The 18651-nt window shown below is 68.2% G+C and carries 16 protein-coding genes; 7 read left to right on the forward strand and 9 right to left on the reverse strand.

Going from position 1 to position 18651, the window contains the following annotated elements; genetic code table 11:
- Positions 1 to 146 precede the first annotated feature (146 nt).
- Positions 147 to 1613 carry a CCA tRNA nucleotidyltransferase gene (locus ACFVH5_RS13455; RefSeq protein ID WP_385833720.1) on the reverse strand — a complete coding sequence of 489 codons (1467 nt, stop codon included), beginning with the start codon at positions 1611 to 1613 and terminating at the stop codon, positions 147 to 149.
- A gap of 236 nt (positions 1614 to 1849) precedes the next feature.
- Here ACFVH5_RS13455 and ACFVH5_RS13460 point away from each other — a divergent pair, with 236 nt between their 5' ends.
- The 7 genes from ACFVH5_RS13460 (at position 1850) to trxA (ending at position 11610) form a co-directional block, all read left to right on the forward strand.
- On the forward strand, positions 1850 to 4288 hold the full coding sequence (locus ACFVH5_RS13460; RefSeq protein ID WP_385833722.1) for a DUF6049 family protein: 2439 nt from the start codon (positions 1850 to 1852) through the stop codon (positions 4286 to 4288).
- A gap of 46 nt (positions 4289 to 4334) precedes the next feature.
- Positions 4335 to 6548 carry a murein biosynthesis integral membrane protein MurJ gene (murJ, locus tag ACFVH5_RS13465; protein WP_385833723.1) on the forward strand — a complete coding sequence of 738 codons (2214 nt, stop codon included), beginning with the start codon at positions 4335 to 4337 and terminating at the stop codon, positions 6546 to 6548.
- A gap of 118 nt (positions 6549 to 6666) precedes the next feature.
- Positions 6667 to 8391 (forward strand): protein kinase family protein, encoded by a 1725-nt coding sequence (locus tag ACFVH5_RS13470; RefSeq protein ID WP_385833724.1) that lies wholly within the window; start codon positions 6667 to 6669, stop codon positions 8389 to 8391.
- A 26-nt stretch (positions 8392 to 8417) separates the two neighbouring features.
- A complete protein-coding gene (gene sigM / locus ACFVH5_RS13475; protein WP_385833725.1) occupies positions 8418 to 9128 on the forward strand; it encodes an RNA polymerase sigma factor SigM in 711 nt (236 codons plus the stop codon).
- On the forward strand, positions 9125 to 10075 hold the full coding sequence (locus tag ACFVH5_RS13480) for a hypothetical protein (protein WP_385833727.1): 951 nt from the start codon (positions 9125 to 9127) through the stop codon (positions 10073 to 10075). Before sigM ends, ACFVH5_RS13480 begins: the two co-directional genes overlap by 4 nt.
- Positions 10076 to 10269: 194 nt before the next feature.
- Positions 10270 to 11238 (forward strand): thioredoxin-disulfide reductase, encoded by a 969-nt coding sequence (trxB, locus tag ACFVH5_RS13485; RefSeq protein ID WP_385833728.1) that lies wholly within the window; start codon positions 10270 to 10272, stop codon positions 11236 to 11238.
- 42 nt (positions 11239 to 11280) lie between these two features.
- Positions 11281 to 11610 (forward strand): thioredoxin, encoded by a 330-nt coding sequence (trxA, locus tag ACFVH5_RS13490; protein ID WP_384807845.1) that lies wholly within the window; start codon positions 11281 to 11283, stop codon positions 11608 to 11610.
- A 103-nt stretch (positions 11611 to 11713) separates the two neighbouring features.
- On the opposite strand, the gene ACFVH5_RS13495 is transcribed toward trxA, so the two are convergent.
- The 8 genes from ACFVH5_RS13495 to rnpA all read right to left on the reverse strand — a co-directional run bounded on the left by ACFVH5_RS13495 (position 11714) and on the right by rnpA (position 18633).
- Positions 11714 to 12331 carry a GNAT family N-acetyltransferase gene (locus ACFVH5_RS13495; protein ID WP_384807847.1) on the reverse strand — a complete coding sequence of 206 codons (618 nt, stop codon included), beginning with the start codon at positions 12329 to 12331 and terminating at the stop codon, positions 11714 to 11716.
- Positions 12332 to 12655: 324 nt separating this feature from the next.
- Positions 12656 to 13759, reverse strand: coding sequence for a ParB/RepB/Spo0J family partition protein (locus tag ACFVH5_RS13500; protein ID WP_385833729.1), 1104 nt, complete (start codon positions 13757 to 13759; stop codon positions 12656 to 12658).
- Entirely contained in the window at positions 13756 to 14829 is a 1074-nt protein-coding gene (locus ACFVH5_RS13505; RefSeq protein WP_385833793.1) for an AAA family ATPase, read from the reverse strand. Before ACFVH5_RS13505 ends, ACFVH5_RS13500 begins: the two co-directional genes overlap by 4 nt.
- A gap of 374 nt (positions 14830 to 15203) precedes the next feature.
- On the reverse strand, positions 15204 to 15920 hold the full coding sequence (gene rsmG / locus ACFVH5_RS13510) for a 16S rRNA (guanine(527)-N(7))-methyltransferase RsmG (RefSeq protein WP_210881455.1): 717 nt from the start codon (positions 15918 to 15920) through the stop codon (positions 15204 to 15206).
- Positions 15921 to 16059: 139 nt separating this feature from the next.
- Positions 16060 to 16572 (reverse strand): R3H domain-containing nucleic acid-binding protein, encoded by a 513-nt coding sequence (locus ACFVH5_RS13515; protein ID WP_107020405.1) that lies wholly within the window; start codon positions 16570 to 16572, stop codon positions 16060 to 16062.
- 19 nt (positions 16573 to 16591) lie between these two features.
- Complete coding sequence (gene yidC, locus ACFVH5_RS13520) at positions 16592 to 17896, reverse strand: membrane protein insertase YidC (protein WP_385833730.1); 1305 nt, start codon at positions 17894 to 17896, stop codon at positions 16592 to 16594.
- 3 nt (positions 17897 to 17899) lie between these two features.
- Positions 17900 to 18265 (reverse strand): membrane protein insertion efficiency factor YidD, encoded by a 366-nt coding sequence (gene yidD, locus ACFVH5_RS13525; protein WP_384807852.1) that lies wholly within the window; start codon positions 18263 to 18265, stop codon positions 17900 to 17902.
- On the reverse strand, positions 18262 to 18633 hold the full coding sequence (rnpA, locus tag ACFVH5_RS13530; RefSeq protein WP_210881459.1) for a ribonuclease P protein component: 372 nt from the start codon (positions 18631 to 18633) through the stop codon (positions 18262 to 18264). Before rnpA ends, yidD begins: the two co-directional genes overlap by 4 nt.
- Between the last annotated feature and the right edge of the window lie 18 nt (positions 18634 to 18651).

The raw sequence follows: 18651 nt of genomic DNA on the forward strand, positions 1-18651 counted from the left end.
CAACACACACCAACAAACCACACAACACCACCCGCCGCGGCCGGTTTATACACTTCAAAAAACGCCCCGCGGCGTATCCGGCTTAGAGTCGCCCGGGGTCATGTTTCACGTGAAACATGACCCCGGGCGATCGCGCTCGCGCGTTCTCAGCTCTGCTCCGCCCACCACTCCTTGAGAGCGGACACCGCGGCGTCGTACTCCATCGGCCCGTTCTCCAGACGCAGTTCCAGCAGGAACTTGTAGGCCTGACCGATGGCCGGGCCCGGTCCGATGTCCAGAACCTTCATGATCTGGTTGCCGTCGAGGTCGGGACGGATCGCGTCCAGCTCCTCCTGGTCCTGGAGCTGGGCGACGCGCTCCTCCAGACCGTCGTAGGCACGGGAGAGGGCGGCGGCCTTGCGCTTGTTCCGTGTCGTGCAGTCCGAGCGGGTCAGCTTGTGGAGCCGGCCGAGGAGCGGTCCCGCGTCGCGGACATAGCGGCGGACAGCCGAGTCGGTCCACTCCCCGGTGCCATAGCCGTGGAAGCGCAGGTGCAGCTCGACCAAGCGCGAGACATCCTTCACCAGCTCGTTGGAGTACTTGAGCGCGGTCATCCGCTTCTTGGTCATCTTCGCCCCCACCACCTCGTGGTGGTGGAAGGAGACCCGCCCGTCCTCCTCGAAGCGGCGCGTCCGCGGCTTGCCGATGTCATGCAGCAGCGCGGCCAGGCGCAGGGTGAGGTCCGGACCGTTCTCCTCCAGCGCCATCGCCTGCTCCAGGACGATCAGCGAGTGGTCGTAGACGTCCTTGTGCCGGTGGTGCTCGTCCCGCTCCAGACGCAACGCGGGCAGCTCGGGCAGCACACGGTCGGCGAGCCCCGTGTCGACGAGCAGCGTCAGTCCCTTGCGCGGGTGCGCGGAGAGGATCAGCTTGTTCAGTTCCTCACGCACGCGCTCGGCCGAGACGATCTTGATGCGGTCGGCCATGGCCTTCATCGCCGCGACGACCTCCGGCGCCACCTCGAAGTCGAGCTGCGCCCCGAAGCGCGCCGCCCGCATCATCCGCAGCGGGTCGTCGGAGAAGGACGACTCGGGAGTCCCCGGAGTCCGCAGGACACGGGCTGCGAGATCGTCGAGTCCGCCGTGCGGATCGATGAACTTCTTCTCGGGAAGCGCCACGGCCATCGCGTTCACCGTGAAGTCACGGCGGACCAGGTCATCCTCGATGGAGTCTCCGTAGGACACCTCGGGCTTGCGCGAGGACCGGTCGTACGCCTCGGAGCGGTAGGTCGTCACCTCGATCTCGAAGCTCTGCACGACATCACCCACGCGTGCGTCCTTCTGCGCCCCCACCGTGCCGAAGGCGATGCCCACCTCCCACAGCGAGTCGGCCCAGGGACGCATGATCTTCAGTACGTCCTCGGGGCGGGCATCGGTCGTGAAGTCCAGGTCGTTGCCGAGCCTGCCGAGCAGGGCGTCCCGGACCGAGCCGCCGACGAGGGCGAGAGAGAACCCGGCCTCCTGGAAACGGCGGGCCAGTTCATCGGCGACGGGGGACACCCGCAGCAGCTCGCTCACCGCGCGGCTCTGCACCTGGCTCAGTGCACTGAGACTGTCTTCGTTGGCGTTCGACACAACAGAAAAGGTTACGTGGCCCCGATGCCCGAGGGCGCCTTCATTAAAAGTGCACAGGTCCCTCCCCTTGTTCAGGGTGGGGACACCACCCTAGATAGGGCCACATAGAGGGACAGCCGGGTCTCTTCTTCCGATCTTGTGGAGCGGACCGCGGCACTTACCCTCGGCGCGCATCGTTACCATGCGTGGACGCACATTCCGACGACCACTGACGACGACGAGGGACGGGCGAGCGCGTGGCCGAGGCGGCAGACTTCCAGGGGACCATTCCCTCACCTGCCCGCCGGTGGCTTCGGCGCACGGGAGCACTGCTCGCCGGGGCGCCTCTGCTGGCCGGCGTCCTACAGCTGCCCATTTCTCCGTCCTCCTATGCCGCTGAACCCAGCGCCGCCGCCGAAGCCACCGGCTCCCGTACGGTCGGCGTCTCGCTGGACGCGCTCAGCCCCGCCGTCCCTTCCGACGGTGACACGCTCACCGTCTCCGGCAGGGTCGTCAACAACGGCAAGCAGGCGGTCACCGCGGCGCACGTCGGACTGCGGGTGGGCCCGACGCTGAACGGCCGCTCGGCCATCGACGACGCCGCCAAGAGCAACCCCTACGCGGGCTCGGAGGTCGGCGGCAAGTACGTGGCCGAGTTCGCGAGGCTCGCCCCGGGCGTCCCGCAGACGTTCAGCATCTCCGTGCCCGTCGACAAGCTGGACCTCGGCTCGGACGGCGTCTACCAGCTCGGTGTCACGCTCACCGGCCGGACCACCGCCGCGGCGTACGACCAGATCCTCGGTATCGAGCGGACCTTCCTCCCGTGGCAGCCGGAGGCCGCGGACACGAAGGCCAGGACCACCTACCTCTGGCCGCTGATCTCGACCTCCCACATGACGGCCGAGACGGGTTCGAACGAACAGCAGACGCCCGTCTTCGCGGACGACGACGCCCTGGCCGCCGAGCTCTCCCCCGGTGGCCGTCTGGAACAGCTCCTCAGCCTCGGCAAGGACCTCGACATCACCTGGGTCATCGACCCGGACCTGCTCGCCTCCGTCGACGCCATGACCCGCAGCTACCGGGTCCAGGTGAACGGCTCCAGCACGACGACCACGGCCGGTACGCATCAGGCGGTGGCCAAGCAGTGGCTCAGCAAGCTGGAGAAGGAGGTCGAGGGCGAGGAGGTCGTCGCCCTCCCCTTCGCGGACCCGGACCTGGCGTCCCTGGCTCACCACGGCACGAAGGTGACCGGATCCCTGAGCCATCTCAAGGACGCCACCACCGCGGCCGCGATCACCGTGGAGTCGGTCCTCCATGTGACCCCCAGCACGGAGTACGCCTGGCCCGTGAACGGAGCGATCGACCCGTCGATCGTCAAGGTCGCGACCTCCGCCGGCGCCGACACGGTGCTCGCCCGCAGCGACAGCCTCCAGGAGACCGGGGCCCTCCCGTACACGCCCTCGGCGGCCCGGCCGATCGGCGGCGGCACCACAGCGGTCGTCGCGGACGCCCGACTGTCGACGGCCTTCCAGGGCGACATGACGGTGGCCGGCAACTCCACGCTCGCCGTGCAGCGGTTCCTCGCGCAGAGCCTGATGCTCACCCGCCAGGCGCCGGACAAGCAGCGCAGCGTCGTGGTCGCCCCGCAGCGCATGCCGACCGCCAGCCAGGCCCAGACGATGGCGCAGGCACTGACCGCGCTCCAGGCCGGGAACTGGTCGGAGTCCGCCGAGCTGTCCGCTGCCACCAAGGCCAAGCCGGACGCGGGTGCCACCACCCGGGTGCCGTCGGCGTCCGACTACCCCCGCTCGCTGACCAAGCAGGAACTGCCCGAAGAGGCCTTCGCGCGGATCGAGGAGACACAGAGGAAGCTCAACAGCTTCCAGGTGATCCTCTCCGACAAGTCCCGGGTGGTCACCCCCTTCGGGCGGGCCATGGACCGGTCGATGTCCACCTCCTGGCGCGGCCGTGCGGACGAGGCGACGGCGTACCGCGAGGGTGTGCTGAACTACCTCATCGGCCTCACCGAGGGCGTCGGGCTGATCGACAAGTCCGAGGCCAAGCTCTCGGGACGCAGCGCCACGATCCCGGTCACCGTGCAGAACAACCTCGTCCAGGGTGTCGACCACCTGGTACTGCGGCTCACCTCCACGCAGCCGAGCCGCCTCAGCATCGACGACGGCGACTTCCAGGAGCAGCCGGTCGCGGTCGCGGGCGGGCACAGCCAGTCGGTGAAGTTCACCACCAACGCCCACGCGAACGGCCGGGCCGGGGTGATCGCCCAGCTGTACACCGAGGACGGCCAGGCGTACGGACCCGCGGTGACCTTCGATGTGAAGGTCACCGAGATCACGGCCACGGTGATGCTGGTCATCGCCGGTGGCGTCCTGCTGCTCGTGCTCGCCGGGTTCCGGATGTACACGCAGCGCAAGCGGGAAGCCGCCCGCCAGGCCGCACTGGAAGCGGACGCCGTCCCCACGGACGGCTCGGCGGAGCACGCCGCCGCCAGTGATGCGGAGAGCACCGACGCGGAGCAGGCCGCCGCGGGGAGCGCTGACGAGACGGAGGGTGGCCGCGACCGGGCGTCCACGACCAAGTCGAGCGCACCCGGCCCGGAGCACCCGAGTGACCCTTCACCGGACACCGCACCGGAAATCACCGACCCGTCCGGCACGGGTGAGAGAGTGGACCGTTGAGCGATGTCGTGGCCGGTGGGCCCGGGGACGATGAGGTGGGGTAACCATGAACGCGCCGTACGACGGTGACCGCGGTCAGGGCGCGGGAGGCTCCGGCCACCCCGACGGCCCGCCGCAGGGCCCGCCGGAACCTGGCGAGGTGCCTCCGCAGCCCGCGGCCGAGGTGTACTTCCAGGACGCCTATGCCCAGGACCCCTACCGGGCCCAGGACCTGTCCGCCCAGGACCCGGTCACCGAGGCTCTCTACGACCGCGCCGCGCATCCTCCGCCGCCGCCCGGCACGTACCCGCCCCAGCCTCCGCTCTACGCCCAGCCGCCCCAGTCCCCGTACGCCCCCGACCCCCGCGTGTGGGCACAGACCCCGGCGCCCGAGCCGGAGGGTCCCACCCAGTACCTGCCCTACGGGGACGATCCCCGGACGACGCAGTTCGTGGGCGTGGACGACCTGGTGACCCAGGCCGGCGAGGAACGCCACGAGCCGGACGCGTTCGCCCATCTCTTCCGGGACCAGCAGCAGGGCGGCGTCCAACCTCCCGCCGGGCCGCCCAGCGTGCCCCCGCCGGCGAGGGAACCGGCTGCGGCCACCATGGCGCCTCCCGCGCCCCCGGCCGCCCCCGCGAAGAAGTCCGGGGGCCGTGCGTCGGGGCTGCTGAAGTCGAGCGCCGTGATGGCGGCCGGGACCATGGTGTCCCGTCTCACCGGCTTCATCCGCTCCGCGCTGATCGTCGCGGCGCTGGGCGTCGGCCTTCTCGGTGACACCTTCCAGGTCGCCTACCAGCTCCCGACGATGATCTACATCCTCACCGTCGGCGGCGGCCTCAACTCCGTCTTCGTACCGCAGCTGGTGCGTGCCATGAAGGACGACGAGGACGGTGGTGAGGCCTACGCCAACCGCCTGCTGACCCTCGTCATCGTGGTTCTCGGCCTGCTCACCGCACTCGCGGTGCTCGCCGCACCCCTGCTGGTCCGCGCGCTGTCGACACGGGTCGCGGGCGATCCGGCGGCCAACGGCGTCGCCGTCACGTTCGCCCGCTACTTCCTGCCCACGATCTTCTTCATGGGTGTCCACGTGGTGATGGGTCAGATCCTCAACGCGCGCGGGAAGTTCGGCGCGATGATGTGGACCCCGGTCCTGAACAACGTCGTCATCATCGTGACGCTCGGCATGTTCATCTGGGTGTACGGCACCGCGAGCAGCTCCGGCATGGAGGCCTCGACCATCCCGCCGGAGGGCGAGCGGCTCCTCGGCATCGGCGTCCTGCTCGGCCTCGTCGTCCAGGCCCTCGCGATGATCCCCTACCTCCGTGAGACCGGTTTCCGGCTGCGGCTGCGCTTCGACTGGAAGGGCCACGGGCTCGGCAAGGCGGCGATGCTCGCCAAGTGGACCGTGCTCTTCGTCCTCGCCAACCAGGCGGGCGCGATCGTCGTGACCCAGCTGTCCACCGCGGCGGGCAAGGACTCGCCGGTCGACGGCACCGGCTTCGCCGCCTACGCCAACGCCCAACTCATCTGGGGTCTCCCGCAGGCCATCATCACGGTCTCCCTGATGGCCGCCCTGTTGCCGCGTCTCGCGCGCTCGGCCCACGAGGGCGACACCGGGGCCGTACGCGACGACATCTCCCAGGGGCTGCGCACGACGGCCGTGGCGATCGTGCCGATCTCCTTCGGCTTCGTCGCGCTCGGCATTCCGATGTGCACGCTGATGTTCGGCGCCTCCGGGACCAGCGAGGCCACCAACATGGGCTTCATGCTGATGGCCTTCGGCATCGGCCTGATCCCCTACTCCGTCCAGTACGTGGTGCTGCGAGCCTTCTACGCGTACGAGGACACCCGCACCCCCTTCTACAACACGGTCATCGTGGCCGTCGTCAACGCCAGTGCCTCCGCGCTCTGTTTCCTTCTGCTTCCCTCGCGGTGGGCGGTCGCGGGCATGGCCGCCTCGTACGGGATCGCCTACGCGATCGGCGTCGGGGTCGCGTGGCGGCGGCTGAGCAAGCGACTGGGCGGCGACCTGGACGGCGGACGCGTCCTGCGCACCTACGCGCGGCTCGCGATCGCCGCGGTACCGGCCGCGCTGCTCAGCGGCGCGGCCTGCTACGGAATCAGCAAGTCACTGGGACAGGAGGCCGGAGGCTCGCTCGTCGCCCTGGTCGTCGGTGGTGTCGTACTGCTGGGAGTCTTCTTCGTCGCGGCGCGACGGATGCGCATCGAGGAACTGAACGGAATGGTGGGCATGGTCCGCGGGCGCCTTGGGCGCTGAGAGCGGGGTATGCGCACAACCATCGTCCGCGACCGCGTGTCGTGCAGAGGGACGGACTGTGGGCACAATTGGCTTTGGCGTCGGACAACGCGCAACGAATGGGGAGGCAGGAGCGACGGTGGCGGAACGGAGCACGGCTGCCGTCGACGTGGCGGACAACAGCGGCGATGAGCCGCTGACCGCGAAGGCGGACCAGTCCACGGCCGACGGGGTGGCCCAGAACCGGGAGCGGGACACGGACAGCTCGGAGAGCACAGAGGCACAGGGGAGCGGGGGGAACGAGAGCCCCGGCAGGACTGCACCGCCCGAGTTGCACAGCGGTCACAAACTCGCCAGACGTTATCGCCTGGAGGAGTGCGTCACCCGTGTGGACGGTTTCAGCAGTTGGCGTGCGGTGGACGAGAAACTCCGCCGTGCCGTCGGTGTGCACCTGCTGCCCGCCGACCATCCACGAGCGCGTTCCGTCCTCGCGGCGGCCCGTTCGTCGGCCCTGCTGGGCGATCCCCGGTTCGTCCAGGTCCTGGACGCGGTCGAGGAGAACGACCTCGTCTATGTGGTGCACGAATGGCTGCCCGACGCCACGGAGCTGACGACGCTCCTGGCCGCCGGAACGCTTGAGGTGCACGAGGCGTACCAGATGGTCAGTCAGGTGTCCCAGGCGATGGCCGCCGCACATCGCGAGGGGCTGGCGCATCTGAAGCTGACCCCGGGCGCCGTGCTGCGCACCTCGTCCGGTCAGTGGCGCATCCGGGGCCTCGCTGTGAACGCCGCGCTGCGCGGCATCACTTCGGACACCCCGCAGCGCACGGACACGGAGGCGATCGGCGCTCTCCTGTACGCCACGCTCACCCAGCGCTGGCCGTACGAGAACGACGCGTACGGGCTCTCCGGACTGCCCAAGGGCGTCGGCCTCATCGCGCCCGACCAGGTGCGCGCAGGCGTGCACCGCGGTCTCTCCGAGCTCGCGATGCGCGCACTCGCCAACGACGGGGCCACCGCGTCCCGTCAGGAACCTCCGTGCACCACGCCGGAGGAACTGGTGAAGGCGATCGGCGAGATGCCCCGCATCCGTCCGCCCGAGCCGACGTTCACCGCGCCGCCCGACTATCAGCGCACGACGTACCAGCAGGGCAACTACGGCCGCCCCGCGCCTCACCCGGGAGCCACCCAGGCGATGTCGGCGCCGCTTCCCCCGCTGCAGACCCGCACCGGCAAAGCCCTCAAGTGGGCTGTGTCCGCGCTTCTGATCGCCGCGCTGGGACTGGGCAGCTGGCAGCTCGCCGACGCGCTCATGGATCACGGGAAGTCCGACGAGACGGGCGACACCCAGATCACGGACGACAACGACAAGAGCGGCGACGAGACGAAGCCGGCCAAGCCGCTCACGATCCAGAGCGCCGCCGAGTACTACCCGGACGGCAAGGCCCAGCACGCGAACGACGTGGGCCTGACGTACGACAAGGACAGCTCCACGTACTGGAGGACGTACTCCTACCGGGGCGGCCCCACGCTGGCGCCCTTCAAGGAGGGCGTCGGGATCGTCTACGACCTCGGGTCCGAGAAGGACGTGTCGGCGGCCTCGATAGGGCTGTACTACGCGGGCGACCACACGACGGCCACGCTGTACGCGGCCAACTCGTTGTCGTCCTCGCAGAGTCTGGGTTCGATGACGAAGATCGCAGCCGGCAAGACCAGCACGACGGACTTGAAGATCTCGGCCAAGAAGGCTGTGAAGACCCGGTACGTTCTGGTCTGGATCACGGCGGTGCCGAACGCGGCCGGCGACCAGTTCAGTGGCGCCGGGTACAAGCAGGCGATCACCGACGTGAAGTTCACCGGCTGAGGAGCAACCGAGGGGGAGGGGGTTCGATGGCGGACGGCGCCTACAGCGAAGTAAGCGATCAGGACCTCCTCACCCGTCATGTCGAGGGTGATCCCGATGCCTTCGGCGAGCTCGTACGGCGTCACCGCGACCGGCTCTGGGCCGTGGCCCTGCGGACGCTGGGCGACCGTGAGGAAGCCGCTGACGCCGTCCAGGACGCTCTCGTCTCCGCCTACCGGGCCGCCCACACCTTCCGCGGCCAGTCGGCCGTCACCACCTGGCTGCACCGGATCACGGTGAACGCCTGCCTGGACCGGGCCCGCAAGACGGCCTCCAGGAAGACCTCCCCCGTGGACGACACGGAACGCCTGGAGCAGCTCCTGGAGCCGCACGAGTCGGCTTCCGCGCCGGCCGAGCGCAATGATCTACACCGTGAGCTGCTCGCTGCTCTGGGCACCCTGCCCGCCGACCAGCGGGCCGCCCTCGTCCTGGTGGACATGCAGGGCTACCCCGTGGCGGAGGCCGCCAGGCTGCTCGACGTGCCGACCGGCACGGTGAAGAGCCGCTGCGCCCGTGGCAGAGCCAGACTTCTCCCCCTGCTCAAACACCTGCGCACGGACAGCGGGAGCGACAGACCGAGCAAGGAGTCGGGCGAGGGAAGGAACCGTACGCAGGGGACATCCGTCCCACCCGCAGCGGGACCACATGACGGACCAAGCGATTCAGCGGCTGTGAAGGGCGGAGGTGGGCGAGCGTGACATCCACGACCGACACGGCCGGGCACCCGGACGTCACGGAGATCTCCGACCTCACCGAAGGTCTGCTCCCCTCGTCCCGTTCAGCCGATGTACGACGTCACCTGGACGACTGCACGCTCTGCGCCGACGTGTACGACTCGCTGGAAGAGATCCGCGGCATGCTCGGCACGCTGCCGGGCCCCCTGCGGATGCCCGACGACGTCGCCGGACGCATCGACGCCGCCCTCGCCGCCGAAGCCCTGCTGAACGACAGAGCGCCCGGCGCCTCCGGTGCAGGCGCTCTGTCGTCCGTGAGTGAGTCCCGTCCGTCGGCCGACGATGAGCACAGGAGCCAGAGCGGCGACGGCAGCGGTCATGTTTCACGTGAAACATCGACCGTGACGGACCGCCCCGCGGGACATTCACGTGCCGCCACCGGACCGGGTCGCACGAACCGCCCCCGTCGCGGTCGCCGCAGCACCGTCGTCCTGGGCGCCATGTTCACGGCGGCCGCTCTGGGCCTCGGAGGCCTGCTGATCCAGGCGATGGGAGGCGACGGCACGGACAACGACCCGCCGTCGGCATCTCCACAGCAGAGCGACTCCGCGAACACGTTCGCCGGGGAGGAGCTGGAGAACCAGGTAGCGGATCTCCTGGCCAAGGCGGAGGAGGAGAAGGGCGGCGGCCCTCGGAGCTCCCGCCCTCAGGGCACCGCGTCCACCGATGGGCCGCAGGTGCTCAACACACCCTCGGTGCCCAGCTGTGTCTTGCAGGGGATCGGCCGCGATGCGATTCCGATCGCGTCAAAGGAAGGTTCCTACGAGGGCACGGACGCGTATCTCGTGGTGCTGCCCGCCGCCACGGATCTGACACAGGTCACGGCGTACGTCGTCGACTCCGCCTGTATGGACAAGCCGTCGGCCTCCGGTGGCAAGGTCCTGCTGGAGCACACCTACCCGCGCAGCTGAGTCTGCTCGGCTCCACCGCGGACGGCCGTCGGCACACTACGGCCCGGCCCTGGCCTCCCCTGACGGTGACTCGTCTTCGTGTGCCCGGACACAGTGGGAATGCGCGCCCCTTAGGATCCGTTGGGTGGGGTGAGAGTTCCGAGAGAAGCTCCCCCGGTCGTACGTAGCAGTCCCCAGAGACGAGGAATCAAGCCGTGACCGACGTCCGTAACGTGATCATCATCGGCTCCGGCCCCGCCGGCTACACGGCGGCGCTGTATACCGCGCGCGCGTCACTGAAGCCGCTGGTCTTCGAGGGCGCCGTCACCGCGGGTGGTGCCCTCATGAACACGACCGAGGTGGAGAACTTCCCCGGCTTCCAGGACGGGATCATGGGCCCCGAGCTCATGGACAACATGCGGGCACAGGCCGAGCGCTTCGGTGCTGAGCTGATCCCGGACGACATCGTCTCGGTCGACCTCAGCGGTGAGATCAAGACTGTCACGGACACCGCAGGCACCGTCCACCGGGCGAGGGCCGTCATCGTCACCACCGGCTCACAGCACCGCAAGCTGGGGCTGCCGAAGGAGGACGCCCTCTCCGGACGCGGCGTCTCCTGGTGCGCGACCTGTGACGGCTTCTTCTTCAAGGACCAGGACATCGCCGTGATCGGCGGCGGCGACACTGCCATGGAGGAGGCCACCTTCCTCTCCCGGTTCGCCAAGTCCGTGACCATCGTCCACCGGCGCGAGACGCTGCGCGCTTCCAAGGCGATGCAGGAGCGCGCCTTCGCCGACCCGAAGATCAAGTTCGTCTGGGACAGCGAAGTGGCCGAGATCCAGGGCGATCAGAAGCTCGCCGGCCTGAAGCTGCGCAACCTGAAGACCGGCGAGACGTCAGAGCTGCCTGTCACCGGCCTGTTCATCGCGATCGGCCATGACCCGCGCACGGAGCTCTTCAAGGGCCAGCTCGACCTGGACGAGGAGGGCTACCTCGAGGTCGAGGCGCCCTCGACCCGCACGAACCTGACGGGTGTCTTCGGCGCCGGCGACGTCGTCGACCACACCTACCGTCAGGCGATCACCGCGGCCGGCACCGGCTGCTCCGCAGCTCTCGACGCCGAGCGATTCCTCGCCGCCCTCGCGGACGGCGAGCCTGCGGAGCCCGAGAAGACCACTGTCTGACCCCCATCCGCCTCACCGCACCAACCAGTTAAGGAGCCCGCCGTGGCCGGCACCCTGAAGCACGTGACAGACGACTCTTTCGAGCAGGACGTACTGAAGAGCGACAAGCCCGTACTGGTGGACTTCTGGGCCGCTTGGTGCGGTCCCTGCCGCCAGATCGCGCCGTCCCTTGAGGCGATCGCCGCCGAGTACGGCGACAAGATCGAAATCGTCAAGCTCAACATCGACGAGAACCCGGGTACGGCCGCCAAGTACGGCGTCATGTCCATCCCGACCCTGAACGTCTACCAGGACGGCGAGGTCGCCAAGACCATCGTCGGTGCGAAGCCGAAGGCCGCGATCGTGCGGGACCTTGAGGACTTCATCGCCTAGTAGTGCAGCAAGCCGTCGCTCGCGGGCGACGATGTTTCACGTGAAACATGAATGGGCCGACCCCGGCGGGTCGGCCCATTTCACATGTCCAGCACGATCCGCTCTACAGCGGGCGCAGGGCTGGTTCCTTCTGTACGGCTCCCAGCAACCGGTCGAGCGCCAACTCCACGTCTTCCTTCCAGGAGAGCGTCGTCCGCAGCTCCAGACGCAACCGCGGGTACGTCGGGTGCGGCCGGACGGTCTTGAAGCCCACGGCCAGCAGATGGTCGGCGGGAAGGACGCAGGCGGGCTCCTTCCACCGGGCGTCCCCGAAAGCCTCAATGGCTTTGAAGCCTCGCCGCAGCAGATCCTTGGCAACCGTCTGGACCATCACGCGTCCGAGCCCCTGCCCCTGGAACTCCGGCAGGATGAAGGCCGTCATCAACTGGATCGCGTCAGGTGAGACCGGGCTCGTGGGAAATGCCGTGGAACGCGGTACGTAGGCGGGCGGCGCGTACATCACGAAGCCCACCGGTGTGTCGTCCACATAGACGACCCGGCCGCAGGATCCCCACTCCAGCAGAACGGCGGAGATCCACGCCTCCTTCTCCAGATCGGGAGTGCCTGCCTTTACCGCGGCCTGGCCGCTGACTGGGTCCAACTCCCAGAAGACGCACGCGCGACAGCGCTCGGGAAGGTCCTGAAGGTTGTCCAGCGTGAGCGGTACGAGCCGGCGCCCCATGAAGGCAGTTCCTCGCTTCCCTCGCCCGCGGCATCGCGGGCGGCTGTCAGAGCGCTCCGTTCCCGAAGCAGGCTGCCGACGAATCCGCCGACCGCGCCGAGCCCCAGCCCCGCGCTCACCAGTCCTGTGCGGCTCACCGTTCGCATGGCCTCCGCCTCCCCACAGAAGGTACTGCCAGGTGAATGCGCCATACCCGAACGCATCGTATCCACGATGCGATTCCATCGATACCGACAGAAAGCAAAGAGCGGGCCGTGTTCCGGTACACACCGGACACGGCCCGCTCCACTGGCCGGCCGGCTCAGCCGACCGGCCGATCAAGACTCAGGACTCCGGGTCCTCGGAGTCGTCGTCCAGGAGACTCTTCTGCAGAACCGGTCCCTCACCAGGAGCGAGCGAGCCCAGGATCCGCTCAAGGTCCTCCATCGAGGCGAACTCGACGGTGATCTTGCCCTTCTTCTGACCGAGGTCGACCTTCACCCGGGTCTCGAAGCGGTCCGAGAGACGGCCCGCGAGATCGCTCAGCGCGGGAGAGACCAGAGCACCGGCTCGCGGCCCCTTGGAACGCGGAGCCGACTGCGGCCGTGAACCCATGAGGGTGACGATCTCTTCGACGGCCCGCACCGAGAGCCCCTCGGCCACGATCCGATGAGCCAGCCGGTCCTGCTCCTCCGAGTCCGCGACGGAGAGCAGAGCCCGGGCGTGTCCGGCGGAAAGAACACCCGCGGCCACCCGACGCTGGACCGAGGGCGAGAGCTTCAGCAGACGCAGGGTGTTGGAGACCTGAGGGCGTGAGCGCCCGATGCGGTCGGCCAACTGATCGTGCGTGCAGTTGAAGTCCTGGAGCAGCTGGTCGTAGGCGGCAGCCTCTTCCAGCGGGTTCAGCTGAGCCCGGTGCAGGTTCTCCAGAAGGGCGTCCAGGAGAAGCTTCTCGTCGTCCGTGGCACGCACGATCGCCGGGATGGCCTCGAGCCCCGCCTCACGGCAGGCCCTCCAGCGGCGCTCGCCCATGATGAGCTCGTAGCGCGTCGGTCCCGCCTGCCGTACGACGACCGGCTGAAGAAGCCCGACCTCCTTGATGGAGGTGACGAGCTCGGCAAGAGCGTCGTCGTCGAACACCTCGCGGGGCTGACGCGGGTTCGGCGTGATGAAGTCGAGGGGCAGTTCGGCGAAGTACGCACCCACAGGTGCCGCCGGAGCCTCCCCGAACACGCTCGCCGACGGCTCTTCCGGCTCACGCGAAACCTGGGCCGGCGGAAGTGCGGCAACCTTGGCCGCCGCCACCCCGCGCTCAGCGGTGAGCACCGGTACGGCTCCCGGCGATGTGGACGCTCCGCCCATCGCCGGCGGTACTGCCTTGTCCCCTGTCGGGGCAGCAGGGATCAGTGCGCCGAGACCACGGCCCAACCCCCTCCGTCGCTCGCTCACTGGATCCCCTCCACCATGCTCTGTTCATTGTGTGCGCCCAGGTGGGCGTGTTGCGCGTCGTAGGCCACGCCGGCTCCGCGCAAGGCGATCTCGCGCGCCGCCTCAAGATAGGAGAGAGCGCCGCTCGATCCCGGGTCGTAGGTCAGCACCGTCTGCCCATAACTGGGGGCTTCGGAAATACGGACCGAGCGCGGAATGCTCGTACGCAGTACCTCTTCGCCGAAGTGGCTGCGCACCTCGTCGGCGACCTGGGAGGCGAGACGCGTCCTCCCGTCGTACATGGTGAGCAGGATCGTCGACACATGCAGGTTGGGGTTGAGGTGTCCCCGAACCAGGTCGACGTTGCGCAGCAGCTGGCCCAGACCCTCCAGTGCGTAGTACTCGCACTGGATCGGGATGAGGACCTCGGCGCCCGCGACAAGCGCGTTGACCGTCAGCAGTCCCAGGGAGGGCGGGCAGTCGATGAGGATGTAGTCGAGCGGCTGCTCGTACGCCAGGATCGCCCGCTCCAGCCGACTCTCACGTGCCACCAGGGACACCAGCTCGATCTCCGCACCGGCGAGATCGATCGTGGCAGGCGCACAGAAGAGGCCTTCGACATCTGGGACCGGCTGAACAACCTCGGAGAGCGGCCTGCTGTCGATCAGCACGTCGTAGATGGATGGAACTTCGGCGTGATGGTCGATCCCCAGCGCGGTGGACGCATTGCCCTGGGGATCCAGGTCGATCACCAGGACCCGGCCGCCGTGCAGCGCGAGAGAGGCAGCAAGGTTGACCGTGGTCGTGGTCTTTCCGACCCCGCCCTTCTGGTTGGCGACCACCATGACGCGGGTCTGCTCGGGCCGTGGCAGGCCCTCGCCGGCTCGACCTAGAGCCTCCACAGCAAGTTGGGCAGCACGACCAATGGGAGTGTCGTCCATCGGGGGCGGTGTTTCACGTGAAACATCGTCCCCGATCGACTCGGTTCGGGGACCGGGGACCGGATCGGTCATCGGTCCCGCGATGTTGGCGTCGGACCGCAAGGATTCACTCTCCTCGACTTCAGGCTCGCAATGAACAGAGCCTCCCATGCCATCGGGGTCGTGAACCAGCGAGGCCCGTGCTTCTGTGGAGAAATCCACCTCTGTGGACAACTCCGTGCCCTCTTCGGGGGACGCGCTTCGGCCAGGAGAGGCTCTTTTCCCGAAGGATCCCAGGGATCCCAGCGGGTTACGGTCGCGGGGTTCGGCCGCGGCACGACCGCGACCGATGATGCCGTGCAGCAATGAGCGACGTTTCACGTGAAACACGATGCACAGGGCGCGGGGTCGCCATCGCGCGACACTCCGGCATGCATAGGTTCGGCAGCTTGTGTGGAGTACGTCTCGTCGTCAAGACGGATCAGTCACCATGCCTCCGCCCCGACGACGTACACCCACCGTCCGGCATCCCCGCCGGACCGGGGTCAGCGGCGCCTGCGGGTCCTCCCCGTCCGCGCCGCCTTCGCCCGTTTGGCCGCGAACCGAACACCGCCTGGGCTCTCCCCGACCTCCACACGCACCACCGTGGCCAGGGGCTCCACAACGCCCTCGCCGACGTGCAGCACCGAGGTGTCGACGGCGCCGAGCTTGCTCAGGGCGGCTCCGGCGCTCTTGACCTCTTCCTCCGCGGTGTCGCCCTTGAGAAGCAGCATCTCTCCGTACGGACGCAGGAGCGGGACTCCCCAGGCCGCGAGACGGTCCAGAGGAGCCACCGCCCGGGCCGTCACCACGTGGACCGGAGGCAGCTTGCCGAGGACCTCCTCGGCCCGCCCACGGACCACGGTGACGTGGTCGAGCCCGAGCAGCTCGACGACCTCGTTGAGGAAGTTCGTGCGCCGCAGCAGCGGCTCAAGCAGTGTGATCTTGAGGTCCGGGCGGACAAGGGCCAGAGGGATGCCGGGCAGACCGGCCCCGGACCCGACGTCGCACACGGTCACGCCCTCCGGAACCACTTCCGAGAGCACGGCGCAGTTCAACAGATGCCGTTCCCACAGACGAGGCACTTCGCGAGGACCGATCAGACCGCGCTGAACTCCCACGTCGGCCAGCAACTCCGCGAAGCGAACCGCGTCCGCGAAGCGATCACCGAATACCGCCCGAGCCTGCTCGGGCGCAGGGGGGAGCTCCGCTGCCTCCGTCACGGGGAACCGTCCTTCCGTACCGCTTGAGCGCATGACGCGCTGACTACAAGGACTATCAGGAACTATCGACAAGCACCGGGCTGACAAAATTCGGCCCCGCCTGCGAACACAGACGGGGCCGGAAGTACGACGTGCTTGATCAGGCGGGGAGCACGACGACGAACCGCTGGGGCTCCTCGCCCTCGGACTCGCTGCGCAGGCCGGCCGCCTTGACGGCGTCGTGCACCACCTTGCGCTCGAAGGGCGTCATCGGATCCATCTTCACCGGCTCACCGGAGCTCCTGACCTCGGCCGCGGTCTTCGCGCCCAGCTCGGAGAGCTCCTCGCGCTTCTTGGCGCGATAGCCCGCGATGTCCAGCATCAGCCGGCTGCGGTCTCCGGTCTCCCGGTGCACGGCCAGGCGTGTGAGCTCCTGGAGCGCCTCCAGCACCTCGCCGTCACGGCCGACCAGCTTCTGCAGGTCACGGCTGTTGGAATCACTGATGATCGAGACAGCCGCACGGTCGGCCTCGACATCCATGTCGATGTCGCCGTCGAGGTCGGCGATGTCCAGCAGACCCTCAAGGTAGTCGGCCGCGATCTCGCCCTCCTGCTCCAGGCGGGTCAGGGTGTCGCCACCCTCAGGGGCAGCGGAGGTGGTGCCTTCCGTCACGGGATGGACTCCTTCTTGCTTACTTCTTGGACGGGGACTTGGGCCGCTGCGGACCCTTGCGCTGTCCGGACTGGGCCTTGCTCCGGGTGCCACCGGATGCGGGCTTACCGCCGGACGCGGGCTTGCCACCCGCGGGCTTGGGGTCGGGCTTGGCGTCCTGCGGTTCGTCGGACTTGCTGAGGGAGGTCTTCGGCTCGGACTCGCCCGCTGCCTTGGCACCGCCCTGGACCGTGCCCGACTGCCGCTGGGACTTGCTCTGCCGCTTGGGCTGCTGGCGCTTGGGAGCCGCGCCTGCCACCGGGGTGCCGTCCTCGGTCTCGACCAGGGTCGAGGCCTCGCTCTTCACCACGTTGCCGTCGGCCTGGGCCGCCAGTCCGGCCTTGGTCAGGCCGTTGATGAACTTGCGCTCGAACTCGTTGCGGTCACGGCCCTTGGCGACGATGGCCTTGACGATGGCCTTCTCTCCACGCCCGCGGGTCTTGCCGTGCTGCGTGACGTGCTTGTTCAGGCGCTCCAGGTAGGAGGCCTGGGCCTTGGAACCCGGCGTCGGGTTGTTGCGGATGACGTACATCTGCTGGCCCATGGTCCACACGTTGGTGGTCAGCCAGTAGACGAGGACACCGACGGGGAAGTTGATACCGAAGACGGCGAACATGACCGGGAAGACGTACATCAGCATCTTCTGCTGCTGCATGAACGGCGTCTTGACCGTGGTGTCGACGTTCTTCGTCATCAGCTGACGCTGCGTGTAGAACTGCGAGAACGACATCAGGACGATCATGATCGCCGTGACGACGCGCACGTCGGTGATCGAGGAGCCCAGTGCTTCGACCTTGGCGCTGCCGTCCGTGAACTTCGCGGCCAGCGGGGCACCGAAGATGTGCGCCTTCTGCGCGCTCTCCAGCAGCCGGTCGTTGATCACGCCGATGGTGTCGTTCGACGCGATGCCGTTGAGCACGTGGTAGAGGGCGAAGAAGAACGGCGACTGCGCCAGGATGGGAAGGCACGAGGAGAGCGGGTTGGTACCCGTCTCCTTGTACAGCTTCATCATCTCTTCGGACTGGCGCTGCTTGTCGTTCTTGTAGCGCTCCTGGATCTTCTTCATCTCGGGCTGCAGCGTCTGCATCGCCCGGGTGGCCTTGATCTGCTTCACGAAGAGCGGGATCAGGCAGATACGGATCAGGATCACCAGGGACACGATGGACAAGCCCCAGGCCCAGCCCGTGTCGGGGCCGAAGATGGCGCCGTACACCGAGTGGAACTGGACGATGACCCAGGAAACGGGTGTCGTGATGAAGCTGAAAATACTGGCAATCGTGTCCACTAATCAGGCTCCTTGAGCATGGGACGGGGTCTCGGCGGCCGGGCTTGAGGGATGGTTGGACATACCGTGCCCCTCGGTGGCCGGTTCGGCGGCGGAGTTCCCGCCCTTGCGTGCACGCCAGGCGTTGCGCAGCATCTCGTGCCACCGAGGACGCTTGCGCGGCGGGACATGGTCCACACCGCCGAGCGACCACGGATTGCAGCGCAGGATGCGCCAGGCGGTGAGTGCCGTTCCCTTGATCGCACCGTGCCGGTCGATGGCTTGGTACCCGTAGTGGGAACACGACGGGTAGTACTTGCACACCGGCCCGAGCAACGGGCTGATGGTCCACTGGTACATCTTGATGAGAGCCAGCAGCGGGTACTTCATCGCGCGCCCCCTCCCAGCAACCGCTCCAGGGCGGCGTCCAGGTCTCGGGCCAGCTGTGCATGGTCGGCGTCGCCCGCACCGGGCAGCGCTCGTACGACTACCAGGCTACCGGGGGTCAGCCGAGCCACTCGCGTACGCATCAGATGGCGAAGCCGACGCTTCACCTTGTTGCGCACGACGGCTCCGCCCACGGCTTTGCTGACAACGAAACCCGCACGCGTCGGGGGAGTGCTCTCCCCAGGCACGTGCGGGTCTGTTGCACCGCTACGAAGGTGGACGACGAGGAGCGGGCGTCCGGCCCGGCGTCCTCGGCGTACCGCGGTCGCGAAGTCCTCGCGCCGCCTCAGCCGATGCTCGGTAGGCAGCACGTCATGACCTGTTTAGGT

This window comes from Streptomyces sp. NPDC127119, assembly GCF_042677425.1.
In the GTDB taxonomy this organism is placed as follows: domain Bacteria; phylum Actinomycetota; class Actinomycetes; order Streptomycetales; family Streptomycetaceae; genus Streptomyces.